Genomic DNA, 14565 nt, shown 5'->3' on the forward strand with positions numbered 1-14565 from the left:
CCCCACACCGAGGAAGGACATCGTGTCGTACGAGAACGTGGTGACGTCGCTCGACCAGTTCCACACCTGGTTCGCCGAGCGCGGCAGGGCCACCGACTACCGCGTGCGGGAAGTGCCGCTCGACCGGCTCACCGGATGGCGCACCGACCCGGACACCGGGAACCTGGTGCACCACACCGGCCGCTTCTACACGGTCGAGGGGGTCCGCGCGACCGTGCGGGACAGCGCGGAGACGAGCTGGTCGCAACCCATCATCGTGCAGCCGGAGATCGGCATCCTGGGCATCCTCACGAAGGAGTTCGACGGGGTCCCGCACTTCCTGATGCAGGCGAAGATGGAACCCGGGAACATCAACACGCTCCAGCTGTCGCCGACCGTCCAGGCGACGTACAGCAACTACACCCGGGTGCACCGGGGCAACGCCGTCCCCTACCTCGACCACTTCACCGACCCGCGCAGGGGCCGCCCGCTGGCCGACGCCCTGCAGTCGGAGCAGGGCTCGTGGTTCCTCGGCAAGCGCAACCGCAACATCATCGTCGAGACCACCGAGGACGTACCGGTGCGGGACGGCTTCTGCTGGATCTCGCGCCGCCACCTGGACCAACTGCTGCACGCCGACAACCTGGTCAACATGGACGCGCGCTGTGTCCTCGCCGCCCTGCCCTTCCCGGCCGACGACGCCCCGGCCCCGGAGGACTCCTTCGCGGGGGCACTGGCGCACTCCGCGGCAGCCCCCGCGAACACGGCTCGCCTGCTGAGCCGGTTCACGGCGATCAAGTCGCGCCGGTCCCTCGTCCGCAGCCGGATACCGCTGCGCGAGGTCACCGGCTGGCACCGCACGGCGGACCGGATCGTCCACGACGAGGGCCGCTACTTCTCCGTCCTCGGCGTCGACGTCGAGGCGGGGGACCGGGAGGTCCCCAGCTGGTCCCAGCCGCTGCTGAGACCGGCGAGCCAGGGGCTGATCGCCATGGTGACGCGCCGGATCGACGGCGTCCTGCACATGCTGTTGCACGCACGCACCGAGGCCGGCACCTTCGACACGGTCGAGCTGGGGCCGACGGTGCAGTGCGCGCCCGGCAACTACGCGGCCGCGGGCCCGTCCCGCCCCCTGTTCCTCGACGAGGTGCTGGGGGCCGCGGCCGACCGGATCCGCTTCGATGCCGTGCACTCCGAGGAGGGCGGCCGGTTCCACCACGCCGAGAACCGCTACCTCGTCGTCGAGGCGGGCGACGACTTCCCGGTGGACGTGCCGGACGGCTATCTGTGGGCGACGGTGCGGGAGACCTCCGAACTGGTGCGCCACGCACACTACGTGAACGTGGAGGCGCGGTGCCTGCTCACCTGCCTGCACACGCTGCGGAGAGCGTGATGAGACGGGTGGTCGTACTGGGCGGCAGCGGCTTTCTCGGCCGTCACATCTGCCGTGCGCTGGCGGCCGGGGCATGGGACGTGCTGAGCGTGGGGCGCCGCGTCGACGGCGTGGCGGGCATCCGCACCGTCCGCGTCGACCTGAGCGGTCCGGACGCGGGCGGCCTCGCCGCGCTGCTGGCGCGGGAACGGCCCGCGGTGGTGGTGAACGCGGCGGGCGCCGTGTGGGGCGCCACGGACGAGCAGATGACCGCGCTCAACGCCGTGCTGGTGGAGCGCCTGATCGAGATGTCGGCCGGGCTGCCGCTGCGGGCGCGGCTGGTGCAGATCGGCTCGCTGCACGAACTCTCGCTCACCGGTCCGCACGAGTCCGCGAGCGCCGAGCCGGCCACCGTCTACGCCCGTACGAAGGCACGGGCCACGCAGAGCGTGCGCGCGGCGGCCGGGGCGGGCGCGATCGAGGCAGTGGTGCTGCGTGTCTCCAACACGCTCGGGGCCGGTGCCCCGGCCGGCAGTCTGCTCGGCGGGATCACGGACCGGCTGGCGGCCGCGGCACGCTGGGGCGAGCCGTGCCGGCTCGAACTCCCGCCGCTCACCGCCCACCGCGACTTCGTGGACGCGCGGGACGTGGCCGATGCCGTCGTCCGCGCGTGTGCCGGCCCCGCCGCCTGCGGACAGGTGCTGGAGGTCGGCCGCGGCGAGGCGATGAGCGTACGTGAGCTGATCGACGATCTGATCGAGGTGAGCGCGGTGCCCACCACGGTCACCGTCCACTCCCCGAAGGCCCGAGCGGTCGCCGCCCGCAGTTCCTCGCTCGGGGAGCAGCACGCGGACATCTCGGCCATCCGCGAACTGCTCGGCTGGCAGGCCCGGTTCACCCCGCACGACGGTCTGGTGTCGATGTGGCGGGCGGCCTTCCCGTAACGCCTCGCCGAGGCATCGAAGCAGTCTCGAAACCCACGGTCCATGGTGGTCACCACCGACGGTCCCCCACCGCCGCCCCCTTTCCTTGCCGGAAAGACTTCAGGAAGTGACGTTGCATGAGTGAGGGAAAGACACAGATCCTCGACCTGGTGCGCAAGTACCACCACGAGAAGGCCCGGGATGAGTTCATTCCGGGTGTCACACCCATCTGGCCGTCCGGTGCGACCCTGGACGAGGACGACCGGGTGGCTCTGACCGAGGCGGCCCTGGACATGCGCATCGCGGCCGGGACCAGCTCACGCCGGTTCGAGCGGGAGTTCGCCAAGCTCTTCGGGCTGCGCAAGGCGCACATGACCAACTCCGGTTCGTCGGCCAATCTGCTGGCGCTCGGCGCTCTGCTCTCCCCCCAGCTCGGCGATCTGCGGCTGCATCCCGGCGACGAGGTGATCACGGTTGCCGCCGGCTTTCCGACGACCGTCAACCCGATCATCCAGAACGGGCTGGTCCCGGTCTTCGTGGATGTGGAACTCGGCACGTACAACACGACACCGGAGCGGATCGCCCAGGCCATCTCGCCGAAGACCCGGGCCATCATGATCGCGCACGCGCTGGGCAACCCGTTCCAGGCCGAGGAGGTGGCCCAGCTGGCCGCCGAGCACGACCTGTTCCTCATCGAGGACAACTGCGACGCCGTCGGCTCGCTCTACCGCGGCAAGCCCACCGGTTCGTTCGGCGACCTGGCCACCGCCAGCTTCTACCCGGCGCACCACATCACCACGGGCGAGGGCGGCTGTGTCGTCACCGGCAACCTGGGACTGGCCCGCATCGTGGAGCAGCTGCGCGACTGGGGCCGGGACTGCTGGTGCGAGCCGGGCGAGGACAACACCTGCTTCAAGCGGTTCGACTACCAGCTGGGCACACTGCCCCACGGGTACGATCACAAGTACATCTTCTCCCACGTGGGGTACAACCTGAAGGCGACGGACCTCCAGGCGGCCCTCGGCCTGAGCCAGCTGAAGAAGGTCGCCGAGTTCGCCGAGGCCCGCAAGCGGAACTGGCAGCGCATGCGCGACGGGCTCGCCGACGTCCCCGGCCTGCTCCTGCCGAGCGCGACGCCGGACAGCGATCCGAGCTGGTTCGGCTTCGTGATCACGGTGCAGCCCGACGCGCCGTTCACCCGGCGTCAGTTGGTGGACTTCCTGGAGTCCCGGAAGATCGGCACCCGCCGCTTCTTCGGTGGCAACCTCACCCGGCACCCCGCCTATCTCGACCGGGTGCACCGAGTCGTGGGTGAGCTGACCAACGCCGACATCATCACCGAGCACACGTTCTGGCTGGGCGTCTACCCGGCGCTGACCACCGAGATGATCGACTATGTCGTGACGTCCATCAGGGAGTTCGCCAAGGCGGCCTGACGGGCCCCGTACAGACACCAGGAAGGTGCCCGGGCTGAAGAACTGCCCGGGCACCGCACCATGCCTTCGTCATTTCACTTACGACGTGCCGTGCCGATCGGAGATCGGTGCATCCAGGATCAGGAACCGAGAAGAAGGGAAGGAGAAGGAAGGGGAGGGAAAGGGGTCGAACGCGGCGGGCTCCCATGCATGCGGGCCGATGTAGAAGCAGCCCAGGGCGGACAAGCAGCGGACGACGGACGCGGCGGCATGACGGAGCAGCCAGCGGGCTTGCCAGTAAACGAGTACCCGGACAGGCATCGCTATGACGATGCCTGTCCGGGCGGCCTTTCTACGCATGCGCGCTGAGCTGCTCGTTGACCAGGGCGATGAGCTTTCCCGGGGTGTCGAGCTTGTGCAGCCCTTCGTCCGGCAGGGCGACGCCGAATTCCCGCTCGATCAGGGACGCCATCTGCAGCAGAGCGAGGGAGTCGAAACCGAGCTCCGGGAAGCTCTCGTCCAGCGCGTTCTCGTCGAGGCCCGCCGGCTCCTCGCCGCCGGCGCATTCCTGCATGAAACGCTTCAGATGTTCAAAGGTGAATTCAGTCATGGTCATTGCCTCTCCGGGGAGTCCGAATCCCGCCGTTGACCGACGGTAAAGGGAGTTGTTCAAGGAGAATTCGAGCCGGGCCGGTCAGGCCGGCAGGGAGATACGCGAGTGGTCGCCCACGAGCAGCCTGCGCCGGGGCCTGCTCGCGCCCGCCTGGACATCCGCCCAGCGGCCGATCAGCGAGCCGTGGATGTCCTGGACGTCACGGATCGAAGCGCCGTCCAGCACGATGGAGTTGGCGATGCCCGTCCCGGACAGCTCACAGTCGCGGCCCACCGCCGTGTGCGGGCCGATGTGGCTGTCGCGGATCACCGTGCCCGCCCCCACGACGATGGGCCCCTCCAGCCGTGAGCCGATGATCCTCGCTCCGGGACCGAGCACCACCTCGCCGAGGATCACGCTGTTCCTGTCCACGCCGGCGCGGTCGCCGCCCGAGCGCAGGCCGTTCAGCAGCACCCGGTTGCAGTCGAGCATGTCGTCGACGTTCCCGGTGTCCTTCCAATAACCCGTGAACCGCTCGGCCGTCACATGGTGGCCCCGCTCCACGAGGTGCTGCACCGCGTCGGTGATCTCCAGCTCACCCCGGGCGCTGGGCTTCAGCCGGGCGACCGCCTCGTGGATCGCCGGAGTGAAGAAGTAGACGCCGATCAGCGCGAGGTTGCTCCGCGGGAACCGCGGCTTCTCCGCGAGGGCGACGACCCGGCCGTCCGCGTCGATCTCGGCGACCCCGAACTGCCGGGGATCGGCGACCTCGGTCACCAGCAGGCCCGCGTCCGGCCGTTCCTTGCGGAATGCCTCGGCCGCTTCGGCCGTCCCGCCGACCAGCATGTTGTCGCCGAGGTACATGACGAAGTCGTCGTCCCCGAGGAAGTCCCTGGCGATCAGGACGCAGTGCGCCAGACCCAGCGGCAGGGCTTGCGGAATGTAGGTGATCTCCAGGCCCAGTTCGGAACCGTCGCCGACGGCGGCCCTGATCTGCTCCTCCTGGCCGCCCACGATCACGCCGACATCGGTCACCCCCATGTCGCGCACGTTTTCCAGGCAGTGCAGCAGCACGGGCTTGTTGGCCACCGGGACGAGCTGCTTGGGGATCGAGTACGTGAACGGGCGCAATCGCGTGCCTGTACCGCCGGACAGAATCAGGGCTTTCATGACCTTCTCCGTGGATTGAGGGGTGACACGGTCACGATCGGCCGAGCCCGAACCAGATGCGCAGGGCGTCGTGAAGTCCCGCGGCCGCGGCATCGGCCTCACCCGCCCAGGCGACATGGCCGTCCGGACGGATGAGGAGGGCCTGCGCCGCCGGCGCCCCGGGAGTGTGCGCGCGGACCAGGGCGACCCGGCCGGACCACTGCCGGGCGGTGGCGTCGAACGCGTCGGAACCGGTCAGGTCGAGGAGCACACCGCCGCCCGTGCGCAGCAGTTCGGCGACCCGGACCGGGCCGCCGTCGGTCTTCAGCTCCAGGTCGGGCGCGCTGCGGCCCACCCAGGGGTGCGCGTCCGCGCTCGGGGCGTAGACCACGTCGGTGCCCGCCACCAGGCCGGACAGATGCGCGTTGGCCTCGGGCAGCGCCAGCAGCTCGCCGAAGAGTTCCCGCAGCGGGTCCGTGCGGGGGTCGGGGTTCATCAGCGCCAGTTGCGCCTGGGTCTCCTTGAGGACGCGCTGCGCCACCGGGTGTCGTTCCGCGTGGTAGGTGTCGAGGAGTCCCTCCGGCGCGGTGCCGTGCACCTCGGCCGCCAGCTTCCAGCCGAGGTTCATGGCTTCCTGGAGGCCCAGGTTGAGGCCCTGGGCGCCGATCGGGAAGTGGATGTGGGCGGCGTCGCCGGCGAGGAGCACCCGCCCGCTGCGGTACCGCTCGGCCAGCCGCGTGGCGTCGCTGAAACGCGAGAGCCAGCGCGGTTCGCGGATGTCGACCTGCCTGCCGATGACCCGGCCGATGCTCTCGCGCAGATCGTCGAGGGTGACGGGGTCGTCGGGTCCGCCCTGCGGAGGCCGGAACTCGGTCGTCAGCACGCGGACGACGGGGTCCTGCAGGGCGACGCACATCAGCAGCCCGTCGGCGGTCCGCGCGGTGCCCGGTATGCCGGAGGGGAGCTGGGCCGGGTCGTCGAGGATGACGTCGCCGAGCAGCGCGGTGACGCTGGCCGCGGTGCCGGGAAAGCCGATGCCGGACAGCCTGCGGACTGTGCTGCGGCCACCGTCGCAGCCGACGAGGAAGCGCGCCCGCAGGTCGTACGGGCCCTGCGGTCCGCTCACGCTGACGGTCACGCCGTCGGCGTCCTGGACCAGTCCGGTCACCTGGTGGCCGCGCCGGACCTCCGCGCCGAGCTCGGCGGCCCGCTCCTGGAGCAGCCGCTCGGTGTCCGCCTGCGGGATCAGCAGGGAATAGGGGTGACTGCTCGTCAGCCGCGCGAGATCCAGCAGGGGGCTCAGTCCGGCGAAGTGGGCCTTGGGCCACTCCAGACGGCCGTCCCTGAACCGCTCCGCCAGACCGCGGTAGTCCAGCATCTCCATGGTCCGCGGCTGCAGCCTGAAGGCTCGCGAATGCGGGCTGGGCTGCGGCGACTGCTCCAGTACGACGACATCGATGCCGTGCAGCCTCAGTTCGCAGGCGAGCAGAGTCCCGACCGGCCCCCCGCCGGCCACGATCACATCAACCACGTTGGTCTCCTCACAGGGGAGTCACCGGCAGGGGCCGGTGGTCGGAGCCGGCCGCGCCGACAGGGGAGAGGTACTTGTCGAGCACCCGGCGGTAGTAGTCGGGGCCGAAGCCCATGCGCTCCGCGCGCGGAACCAGACGGCGCAGCTTGGCCGTGCTGATCTCCTGGGTGACGGCCGGGGTACCGTCGACCCACTGCGCCGTCAGGCCCAGCCGGCGCTCGATGTGGCGCACGATCCGCTCGATGGGCACCGCGCAGCCGGAGGCCACGTTGACGGTCGTACGGCTGGCGCCGGTGCCGAGCAGGGCATCGATGATCGTGACGACATCGGTGACGTCGATCAGGTCCCGCCGGGAGCCGGGGAAGATCCGCACCCGCCCGGACCGCACCTGCGCCGTCAGCGCGGGCAGCAGCTGGTGGGGCGGCTGGTCGGGGCCCACCACATGGCCGAGCCGGAGCGTCAGATAGTCGATCTCCGACACCGCCAACTCCTGTTCCAGGGCGTACTTGTGCTGCCCGTACGGGGTGGTGGGCCGCACCGGGCCGTCCTCGGTCCCCGGCTGTCCGGGCTGGGTGTAGAGGCCGCTGGAAGCCGTGGAGAAGAAGACCAGCCGCTCCCCGCTGCGTGAGCAGCGGCGTATCAGGTCGTTGAGGAGCGCGGTTTCCCGCCGGAAGGACTCGGCCGAGGTGTGCTGCGCCGCGGAGACCCCGGCCGCCGCGACCACCACCCCCGGGTGGCCCTGCGCGATGGTGGACAGATGACCGGCCAGGAACCCGTTCCCGATGACGTCCATTCAGGACTGCGCCCTGATGTAGCGCCCGTACGCGAGGTCGCCCTCGCCGATCAGGACCTCGACCGGTGACGGCAGGCCGAAGTACTCGTCGCACGCGAGCTTGACGCCGGGGAACTTCACCACCGTACGGGGGTTGGCCTCCGGGTCCGCGTAGTCGTCCAGGATCACCGAGCCGCCGGGGGCGAGCCGCGGGATGCACTCGGCGAGGGAGACCACGGTCGAGGTGTAGAGGTCGCCGTCGAGATAGCCGAACGCGATCTGCTCGGGCAGCTGGGTGTGGAGCGTGTCCTCGAACCAGCCGGGGTACATCAGCGGCGGTGTCTTGTGCCAGATCTCGAACGTGGCCGCCACCTCCGCCTGGCCGGCGGACATCGCGCCGAGCGGCATGACGATCTCGTCCTCCTCCGTGGTGTCGGGAAGCCCTTCGAAGGAGTCGAACACATGCACCGGCCGGTCGTCCCCGAGGGAGTCGAGCACCGAGCGGATCCACAGGGTCATGGCGCCCCGGAAGCAGCCGAGCTCGACCACCGCGCCGGGCACCCCGGCCGCGACGACACGCTCGACCTCCCTGCGTACATGCCCGAGGCGGTCCGGGTCCACGGTTTCCCCGTGCTCGCGCAGCAGCCACTGGTGGAGTTCGTCCAGGCTGTCGTGCCGGGGCGCATCGCTGATCGTCGTCACTGCCTTTTTCCTCGCTGTCGTGGGTCGTCGTCCGGTGATGCGCCCGCCGTGGGCTACCGGGGGAGGTCCGCGGCGGTCAGCGTGCCGGTGCGCGCCAGTTGCTCCAGCGCGGGTACCAGCCGGGCCACCGCCGGGTGACTGTCGATGTCGCTCTGAACACGCCGGGCCGCCGCACGCAGCCCGTCGTCGGTGAGCAGCCTGGAGACGGCCTCGCGCGTCTGCTGCGCGGTGGCCTCCAGGCCGGGCAGCAGCAGCGACGAGCCGCCCCGCCCGAAGCGCCGGCCGATCTCGACCTGATCGTCCGTCAGGGCGAGGATGAGCTGGGGCAGCCCGGCCGCGGTCATCATCGGGTTGACGCTGCCCTGGTGGATGACGGCGTCGCAGTGCGGCAGCAGCAGATGCAGCGGGTGGTCGCGCAGCAGCCGTACGCCGTCCGGGAGGTCGCCGAGGGCGTCGGCCTGTTCCGGGGCGGTCGTCAGGAGCAGTTCCGCGCCTGCCGCGGTGACGGCGTCGATCGCGTACCGCAGGGCGGGCACCTGGGTGCCGAAGATGCCGGACGCGGAGTTTCCCCAGATCATGCAGACACGTGGCCGCTCGGGTCGCTCCAGGAGCCAGGGCTCCATCGCCCCGGGCCCGTTGTACGGGACGTAGCGCACGGGCATCCGCAGCGCACGGCCCATGTCGGGGGCCAGCCGGTCCGGTGAGGGGTCGATGGCGTAGGCGATCTGCGAGCGGTCCCAGCCATGCACACCGTGCCGGGGAAAGGCACCCGTGGGGTCGTGCAGGCTCGCCTCGACGCTGCCGAACATGCCGGGCGAGTGGTACACCGACGGCACCTTGGTGGCCAGAGCCGCCAGGACTCCCTCCGGTGTCATCAGGTCGTGGACCACGAGCGAGGGGCGCCAGGACCGGGCGAACTCCACCGCCGCGTCGCAGTTGCGCCCCAGCGTCTCGCGGTAGCGCCGGGCGAACTCCTCCTCGTGCGCCAGCACGTCGTACTCGGCGTAGTCGCCGACGGCCTGCCCGGTGACCGGGTGGACCGGGGGGACCGCGTCGAAGTCGCCGGGGGAGCGTACCGCGGCGGCATACCGCGACATCCGCTCCACCTGCATCAGCTCGAAGCCCTCCAGCACGGGAGCCGGGGTCAGCCCGGCCGCGCTGATCGCCGCCGCCTGGGAGGGGGCGCAGGCCAGCAGCACGTCGTGGCCGGCGGCCTGCAGGGCCCAGCCCAGCGGCACCATGCAGAAGTAGATGCCCTTCCAGTTCGTGGTGGTGAACAGCACACGCATGCCGGCCCCCACCGTCACGCCCCCGCCCGGGCCGGCGAACCCTCGGCCACCAGCAGCGCGACGGTGTGCCCGACCTGCTGTGCCGAATCGGCCGGGAGGACATGCGTCTGGATCCCGAACGATCCGTATTCCCGGGCGAGTTCGTCCAGCGCGGCGCGGACGGCCGCGCTGGTGATGGCGTGCGCCGGGCCGGGTGTGCCCGTACCCGCCAGCGCCGAGCCGCAGATGTACACGAGCGATCCGGTGCCCCGGCCGACCATGGTGGGCAGCGCGGCGTAGACGGGGGCGAGGCAGTCGAGCAGCCGGGCCCGCACCGTGTCGGCCAGCTCCGTCGCCGGATCGCGGTCGGGGTGCGACGGCGGGCCGGACCGGCCGGGGTCCGTCACCACCAGGATGTCGACGTCGCCGAACGCGCCGCCGGCCTTCTTGCAGAGGAGTTCGGCCTGGGCGCGGTCCTGCAGGTCGGCCTTGATCGCCACGGCTTGTCCGCCGGCGCCCTCGATTCCCCGTACCACCTGTTTCGCCCGGGTGAACGAGGTGAGGTACTGCACGGCGACCGCCGCGCCACTGCGGGCCAGTTCCGCGGCCACGGCCGCGCCTATCTCGGTCTCGGCGCCGGTCACCAGCGCGACCTTTGCGTCCAACGGCAACTGCGTCATGGCGCAGAACCTAGATTCACTCATTCGAGCCGCGTTATAGGTTGCGGCAAGGCCCGATCCCTTCCGCCCCGCGCCCCCGCGGCCGACTCGATGTGTCTTCTACGTGCCGTCTAAGCCCGCGGGAAAGGCTGCCCGCGTGACACGACGAGCCGGGAGACCTGGATGAGAGCGCTGTTCACCACGTCCGACTGGGGCGGGCACTACTACTGCATGGTGCCGCTGGGCTGGGCCCTGCAGGCCGCGGGGCACGAGGTGCGGGTGGCCTGCCCGCCCGGGCAGGCGCGGGCCGTCAGCGACGCGGGACTCGTCGCGATGCCGGTTCTCGACGGCCCGGACATGACGTACTGCACCCGGCTGATCCGCTATCAGGAGGCGGTGGACGGCACCAGCCCCCTGCCGGGGCCGCCGCTGCACCCCGTGACCGGGAAGCCGGTGCAGGATCTGACGGAGTTCGACGTGGCGGCCGAGACCGCGCGGTTCTGGCAGGAGGCGGGCCGCAGCGTCCAGCGCAGTTACGACGCGGTGGTCGAGTTCGCCGGGGCATGGCGCCCGGACCTGGCGGTCTACGACATGATGGCCCCCGAAGGCGCACTGGCCGCCCGGCTGGCAGGGGTGCCCGCGCTCTACCACTCGGCGGGACTGTTCGGCGCCGCCGAGACCGACCCGGTCCTGGAGACCGGTCTTGAGGATCCGACGGGGTCGTTCGCCCGGCACGGCGCGAAGCCCTGGAACCGTGACCAGATCGAGTACGTCATCGACCCCTCCCCCCGCGAGTCGCTTCCACCCCACGGCGACGCCCTGCGGATCCCGGTCCGCCCCGTGCCGTACAACGGGGTGCGCGTCCTGCCGGACTGGCTGCTGGAACCGCCGGCCGGCCGGCGTGTGTGCGTGTTGTGGGGCTACTCGGCGACCGCGATGTACGGGCCGTTCGTGCCCGCGCTGCGGCACACGCTGGAGGCGGCCGCCGCGACCGGCGCCGAGGTGGTGCTCACCGCGAGCGGTGAACAGGTCGCGGCTCTTGGTGAGTTGCCCCCCGGTGTGCAGGTGCTGTCGGACTTTCCGGTCGATCTGCTGCTCCCCACCTGCGACGCGGTGATCCACCACGGCGGCGCGGGGACGGCGATGAACGCCTTCACCGCGGGAGTGCCCCAGCTGTGCCTCACGCTCAGCATCGACCAGCCCGTCTTCCGGGAGCGCCTCACCCGCGGCGGCGCCGCGCTGGCCCTGTCGGCGCTTACCTCGGCACCGGAGCAGATCCACGAGGCCGTCGCCGCGCTCCTGGACGACGACGGCCTGAGACGGTCGGCCGCTCAGGTCTCCGCGGGCCTCGCCGCTCAGCCCTCACCCGCCCAGCTCGTGGCACCCCTGGTGGAGCTGGCCCGCACGGGCCGGCTCTCCCCGGCGTCGCTTCCCGGGGAGCGGTGAGCAGATGCGCGTGCTGTTCACCGCCTCCGACTGGCGCGGGCACTACTACTGCATGGTGCCGCTCGCCTGGGCGCTGCAGGCCGCGGGGCACGACGTGCGGGTCGCCTGCCCGCCGGCCCAGGCCGAGTACGTCGGCCGTGCGGGCCTGGTCGCCGTGCCGGTCCTCGAATCCGTCGACATGACGACCATGGGCCGGATGTTCCGTTACCTGGAGACCGTGGCGGGCGCCCGTGCGGGGCTGCCCCTGCATCCGTACACGGGACAGCCGGTCCGTTCCCTCGACGAGTTCGACGTGGCCGCCGAGGCCCCCCGGTTCCAGGCGCGGACGCACGAGAGCATCCGGCGCAGCTACGACGGAGCCGTCTCGTTCGCCCGCCGGTGGCGCCCTGACCTCGTGGTGCACGACCTGACCGCACCGGAGGGTGCCCTGGTGGCACAGCTGTCCGGCTGCCCGGCCGTGTACCACCCGCCGGGGCTGTTCGGGACGGCCGAGACGGAGCCGGGGATCGACCTCGGCGACGGTGATCCCTCCGGGTCCTTCCCGCGGTACGGCAGGCCCCGGTGGCACACCGGCCATGTCGAGTACGCCGTCGACTCCTCGCCCGCCGGTGTCACCGTGCCGATGGGGTCCGCGCTGCGGATCCCGGTCCGCTACATCCCCTACAACGGGCCAGGGCAACTGCCGGGCTGGCTGCTGAGGCAGCGGGCGCGCCCCCGGGTGTGCGTGCTGGTGGGGACGTCGGCCGCGGCCGAGGCCGCGGAGATCCCGCCGCTGCGCGCCGCGATCGAGGCGGTGCTCGACCGGGGGGCGGAGGTGGTGCTCACCACCACACCGCAGCAGAGGCAGGCGCTGGGACCGCTCCCCGAGGGGGTACGGACTCTGGACAGCTACCCGCTGGGTCTGCTGCTGACCGCGAGCGACGCGGTCATCCACCACGGCAGCGCCAACGCGCTGATGACCGCGGCCGCCGCCGGAATGCCGCAGCTCGCCCTCTACTTCACGGACGAGCAGGGCGTGGTGAGCAGGCGGATTGCGGCCACGGGGGGCGGTGTCGCCCTGCCTGTGCTGAACGCCGATCCCGGCGGCGTGGCTCGCGCGGCGGTCGCCGTTCTGACGGAACCGGGCTTCAAAGCGGCGGCCGGCCGGCTGCGTGCGGCGGTCGAGAGGCAGCCGGCGCCTGCGGACCTGGTGCTGCCGCTGGAGCGGCTCGCCCGGTCCGGACGGCTGACGGCGGCGGACCTGCCTGTCCCGGTGCCCGCACAGGGCTGACCCCGGTGGCCCCGCCGCGAGGTGGGGTGGGGTGGGGTTCAGCGGCGCGTGTGCCGTGGTGAACGGGACGTGTTCCGCGAAGCGCAGGGATGCGGCGTGCCGGCCCGCGCCGGGGAGTCGGCGTTCGGCGGCCAGGACGGGCAGGGACGGGATGATGACGTGGCCGGTGCCGACGCCGCTCGCTCAGCCGGCGGCCCGCTGCTCACCGACTGTCAGGCCGGGACCCCCGTCCAGTTCGAGGCACACGCAGGCAATGGGGTCGAAGCCCTCGACCTCGTACGACGGGCCCGCGGTGCACTCGGCGGGCAGTGCCCAGCTGTCGCCGGCGCCTGGCTGTCCGGCCTCGAAGCCCTCGGCCACGCCGCCGCGGGAGACACCCGTCCCTGGCCGCTGACCGGCTGGTGTGTCTATCCGTGGTCCGGATGCGGCTGGGCGGCGTCGTCCGATGCCGGCGCGGGCTTGGTGTGGAGGACTTCGCGGGCCTGGTCCGCGGCGCGGGCGAGGCTCTCGGAGACGAAGTCGAGGAACCGGGCGATGTTCTCCAGGCGGGTGGCGGCCGGGGTACCGGGGACGAGGATGCCGACGCCCTGGCGTGCGGTCTCGGCGACCTGGGCGGTGGAGCGGACGCTGGCCATCATGGACTGGTACCAGACGTCGTCGTCGATGGAGTAGCGCTCGCGGCGGCGTTCGTCGCGGTCCCGGCGGACCAGGTCCTGGCTCTCCAGGAAGGCGATCGCCTTGGAGATGGACGCCGGGCTGACCTGGAGGCGCTGGACGAGTTCGGATGCGGTGAGGCTGCCCGCGTCGCTGATGCAGAGGCTGGCCATCACCCGGGCCATCATCTTGGGGGTGCCCGACTGCATGAAGACGGTGGTGAGCGTCTCCTCGTACTCGCGTACCGCCTCGGCGTCGCGTCCGTGGGCCTGCGGGGGCGTCGCCGCATCACGGGGCGCGGCCTGCCTGCGCCGGTGGGCGCGGCGTTCGGTGGCGCGGTGGGCGAGGTCGGCGCGGTAGGCGGTGGGACCGCCGTTGCGCATGACCTCGCGCGTGACGGTCGAGGTGGGGCGGTCGATGCGTCGGGCGATCTCCGCGTAGGCGAGGCCGTCGGCCAGGCCCAGCGCGATCTGCTGACGTTCGGGCTGGGTGAGCCTGCCTCCTGGCATCGCGGTCTCCTCAAGTGGTCCGTGGTGCCGCCACTATAGCGTTCACCCTTAATCCATTGCAACGGACGCAGCGACTCTGTTGCGTTACCGCTCAGACTGATGCAACGATTTCTCTGCTCTGACCTGCAGTGATTGCAATCATCCGCAACAAGCTTGTTGCCGGATGAGTGAATGCAACATAGCGTTTTCCCTGTCAGAAACAACGAACGAACACACCGGAGAGCATCATGCAGAAGTTCGACACCCCCGCCCCGATCACCGTCGTCCTGGACATCCCCGCCGGACGCGTCCAGCTCTTCGCCGCCGACCGCGCCGACACCAGCG

General features: G+C 71.3%; 14 protein-coding genes. 5 read left to right on the forward strand and 9 right to left on the reverse strand.

Going from position 1 to position 14565, the window contains the following annotated elements:
* The first annotated feature begins 22 nt into the window (after positions 1 to 22).
* The 3 genes from LE548_RS41085 to rfbH all read left to right on the forward strand — a co-directional run bounded on the left by LE548_RS41085 (position 23) and on the right by rfbH (position 3710).
* Entirely contained in the window at positions 23 to 1372 is a 1350-nt protein-coding gene (locus tag LE548_RS41085; protein WP_225102157.1) for an NDP-hexose 2,3-dehydratase family protein, read from the forward strand.
* Positions 1372 to 2295 (forward strand): NAD(P)-dependent oxidoreductase, encoded by a 924-nt coding sequence (locus tag LE548_RS41090; RefSeq protein ID WP_225102158.1) that lies wholly within the window; start codon positions 1372 to 1374, stop codon positions 2293 to 2295. The genes LE548_RS41085 and LE548_RS41090 overlap by 1 nt, the downstream gene beginning before the upstream one ends.
* Before the next feature lie 116 nt (positions 2296 to 2411).
* On the forward strand, positions 2412 to 3710 hold the full coding sequence (gene rfbH, locus LE548_RS41095; protein WP_225102159.1) for a lipopolysaccharide biosynthesis protein RfbH: 1299 nt from the start codon (positions 2412 to 2414) through the stop codon (positions 3708 to 3710).
* A 331-nt stretch (positions 3711 to 4041) separates the two neighbouring features.
* Here the strand turns inward: rfbH and LE548_RS41100 are convergent, their stop codons facing one another.
* From LE548_RS41100 to LE548_RS41130, 7 genes are all read right to left on the reverse strand, one after another.
* Positions 4042 to 4299: an acyl carrier protein gene (locus tag LE548_RS41100; protein WP_225102160.1), complete on the reverse strand. Its 258-nt coding sequence runs from the start codon at positions 4297 to 4299 to the stop codon at positions 4042 to 4044.
* 84 nt (positions 4300 to 4383) lie between these two features.
* Positions 4384 to 5451: a glucose-1-phosphate thymidylyltransferase gene (locus LE548_RS41105; protein ID WP_225102161.1), complete on the reverse strand. Its 1068-nt coding sequence runs from the start codon at positions 5449 to 5451 to the stop codon at positions 4384 to 4386.
* A 31-nt stretch (positions 5452 to 5482) separates the two neighbouring features.
* Positions 5483 to 6961, reverse strand: coding sequence for an FAD-dependent monooxygenase (locus tag LE548_RS41110; RefSeq protein ID WP_225102162.1), 1479 nt, complete (start codon positions 6959 to 6961; stop codon positions 5483 to 5485).
* A gap of 10 nt (positions 6962 to 6971) precedes the next feature.
* The gene (locus LE548_RS41115) at positions 6972 to 7754 is read right to left on the reverse strand and encodes an NAD(P)-dependent oxidoreductase (protein ID WP_225102163.1); all 783 of its coding nucleotides are present in this window, start codon (positions 7752 to 7754) and stop codon (positions 6972 to 6974) included.
* Positions 7755 to 8435: a TylF/MycF/NovP-related O-methyltransferase gene (locus tag LE548_RS41120; RefSeq protein ID WP_225102164.1), complete on the reverse strand. Its 681-nt coding sequence runs from the start codon at positions 8433 to 8435 to the stop codon at positions 7755 to 7757.
* Between the two features lie 53 nt (positions 8436 to 8488).
* The gene (locus LE548_RS41125) at positions 8489 to 9724 is read right to left on the reverse strand and encodes a nucleotide disphospho-sugar-binding domain-containing protein (protein ID WP_225102165.1); all 1236 of its coding nucleotides are present in this window, start codon (positions 9722 to 9724) and stop codon (positions 8489 to 8491) included.
* Positions 9725 to 9738: 14 nt separating this feature from the next.
* Positions 9739 to 10383: an SDR family NAD(P)-dependent oxidoreductase gene (locus LE548_RS41130; RefSeq protein WP_225102166.1), complete on the reverse strand. Its 645-nt coding sequence runs from the start codon at positions 10381 to 10383 to the stop codon at positions 9739 to 9741.
* Positions 10384 to 10545: 162 nt separating this feature from the next.
* On the opposite strand from LE548_RS41130, the gene LE548_RS41135 reads away from it, so the two are divergent.
* Positions 10546 to 11808, forward strand: a complete 1263-nt coding sequence (locus LE548_RS41135; protein WP_225102167.1) for a nucleotide disphospho-sugar-binding domain-containing protein — start codon at positions 10546 to 10548, stop codon at positions 11806 to 11808.
* 4 nt (positions 11809 to 11812) lie between these two features.
* Positions 11813 to 13078 (forward strand): nucleotide disphospho-sugar-binding domain-containing protein, encoded by a 1266-nt coding sequence (locus LE548_RS41140; RefSeq protein ID WP_225102168.1) that lies wholly within the window; start codon positions 11813 to 11815, stop codon positions 13076 to 13078.
* A 183-nt stretch (positions 13079 to 13261) separates the two neighbouring features.
* Here LE548_RS41140 and LE548_RS41145 read toward each other — a convergent pair whose 3' ends face one another.
* Both LE548_RS41145 and LE548_RS41150 read right to left on the reverse strand, forming a co-directional pair.
* The gene (locus LE548_RS41145; protein WP_225102169.1) at positions 13262 to 13438 is read right to left on the reverse strand and encodes a hypothetical protein; all 177 of its coding nucleotides are present in this window, start codon (positions 13436 to 13438) and stop codon (positions 13262 to 13264) included.
* A 47-nt stretch (positions 13439 to 13485) separates the two neighbouring features.
* Positions 13486 to 14241 (reverse strand): helix-turn-helix domain-containing protein, encoded by a 756-nt coding sequence (locus LE548_RS41150; RefSeq protein WP_225102170.1) that lies wholly within the window; start codon positions 14239 to 14241, stop codon positions 13486 to 13488.
* Positions 14242 to 14565 lie beyond the last annotated feature (324 nt).

Origin of the sequence: Streptomyces sp. CoH27 (genome assembly GCF_020181035.1) — a bacterium.
Lineage (GTDB): Bacteria > Actinomycetota > Actinomycetes > Streptomycetales > Streptomycetaceae > Streptomyces > Streptomyces camelliae.

Coding starts and splice junctions, on each gene's coding strand:
- LE548_RS41090 (WP_225102158.1), top strand. CDS start 1,372: ATGAGACGGGTGGTCGTACTGGGCGGCAGCGGCTTTCTCGGCCGTCAC.
- rfbH (WP_225102159.1), top strand. CDS start 2,412: ATGAGTGAGGGAAAGACACAGATCCTCGACCTGGTGCGCAAGTACCAC.
- LE548_RS41100 (WP_225102160.1), bottom strand. CDS start 4,299: ATGACTGAATTCACCTTTGAACATCTGAAGCGTTTCATGCAGGAATGC.
- LE548_RS41105 (WP_225102161.1), bottom strand. CDS start 5,451: ATGAAAGCCCTGATTCTGTCCGGCGGTACAGGCACGCGATTGCGCCCG.
- LE548_RS41115 (WP_225102163.1), bottom strand. CDS start 7,754: ATGGACGTCATCGGGAACGGGTTCCTGGCCGGTCATCTGTCCACCATC.
- LE548_RS41125 (WP_225102165.1), bottom strand. CDS start 9,724: ATGCGTGTGCTGTTCACCACCACGAACTGGAAGGGCATCTACTTCTGC.
- LE548_RS41130 (WP_225102166.1), bottom strand. CDS start 10,383: ATGACGCAGTTGCCGTTGGACGCAAAGGTCGCGCTGGTGACCGGCGCC.
- LE548_RS41135 (WP_225102167.1), top strand. CDS start 10,546: ATGAGAGCGCTGTTCACCACGTCCGACTGGGGCGGGCACTACTACTGC.
- LE548_RS41140 (WP_225102168.1), top strand. CDS start 11,813: ATGCGCGTGCTGTTCACCGCCTCCGACTGGCGCGGGCACTACTACTGC.
- LE548_RS41150 (WP_225102170.1), bottom strand. CDS start 14,241: ATGCCAGGAGGCAGGCTCACCCAGCCCGAACGTCAGCAGATCGCGCTG.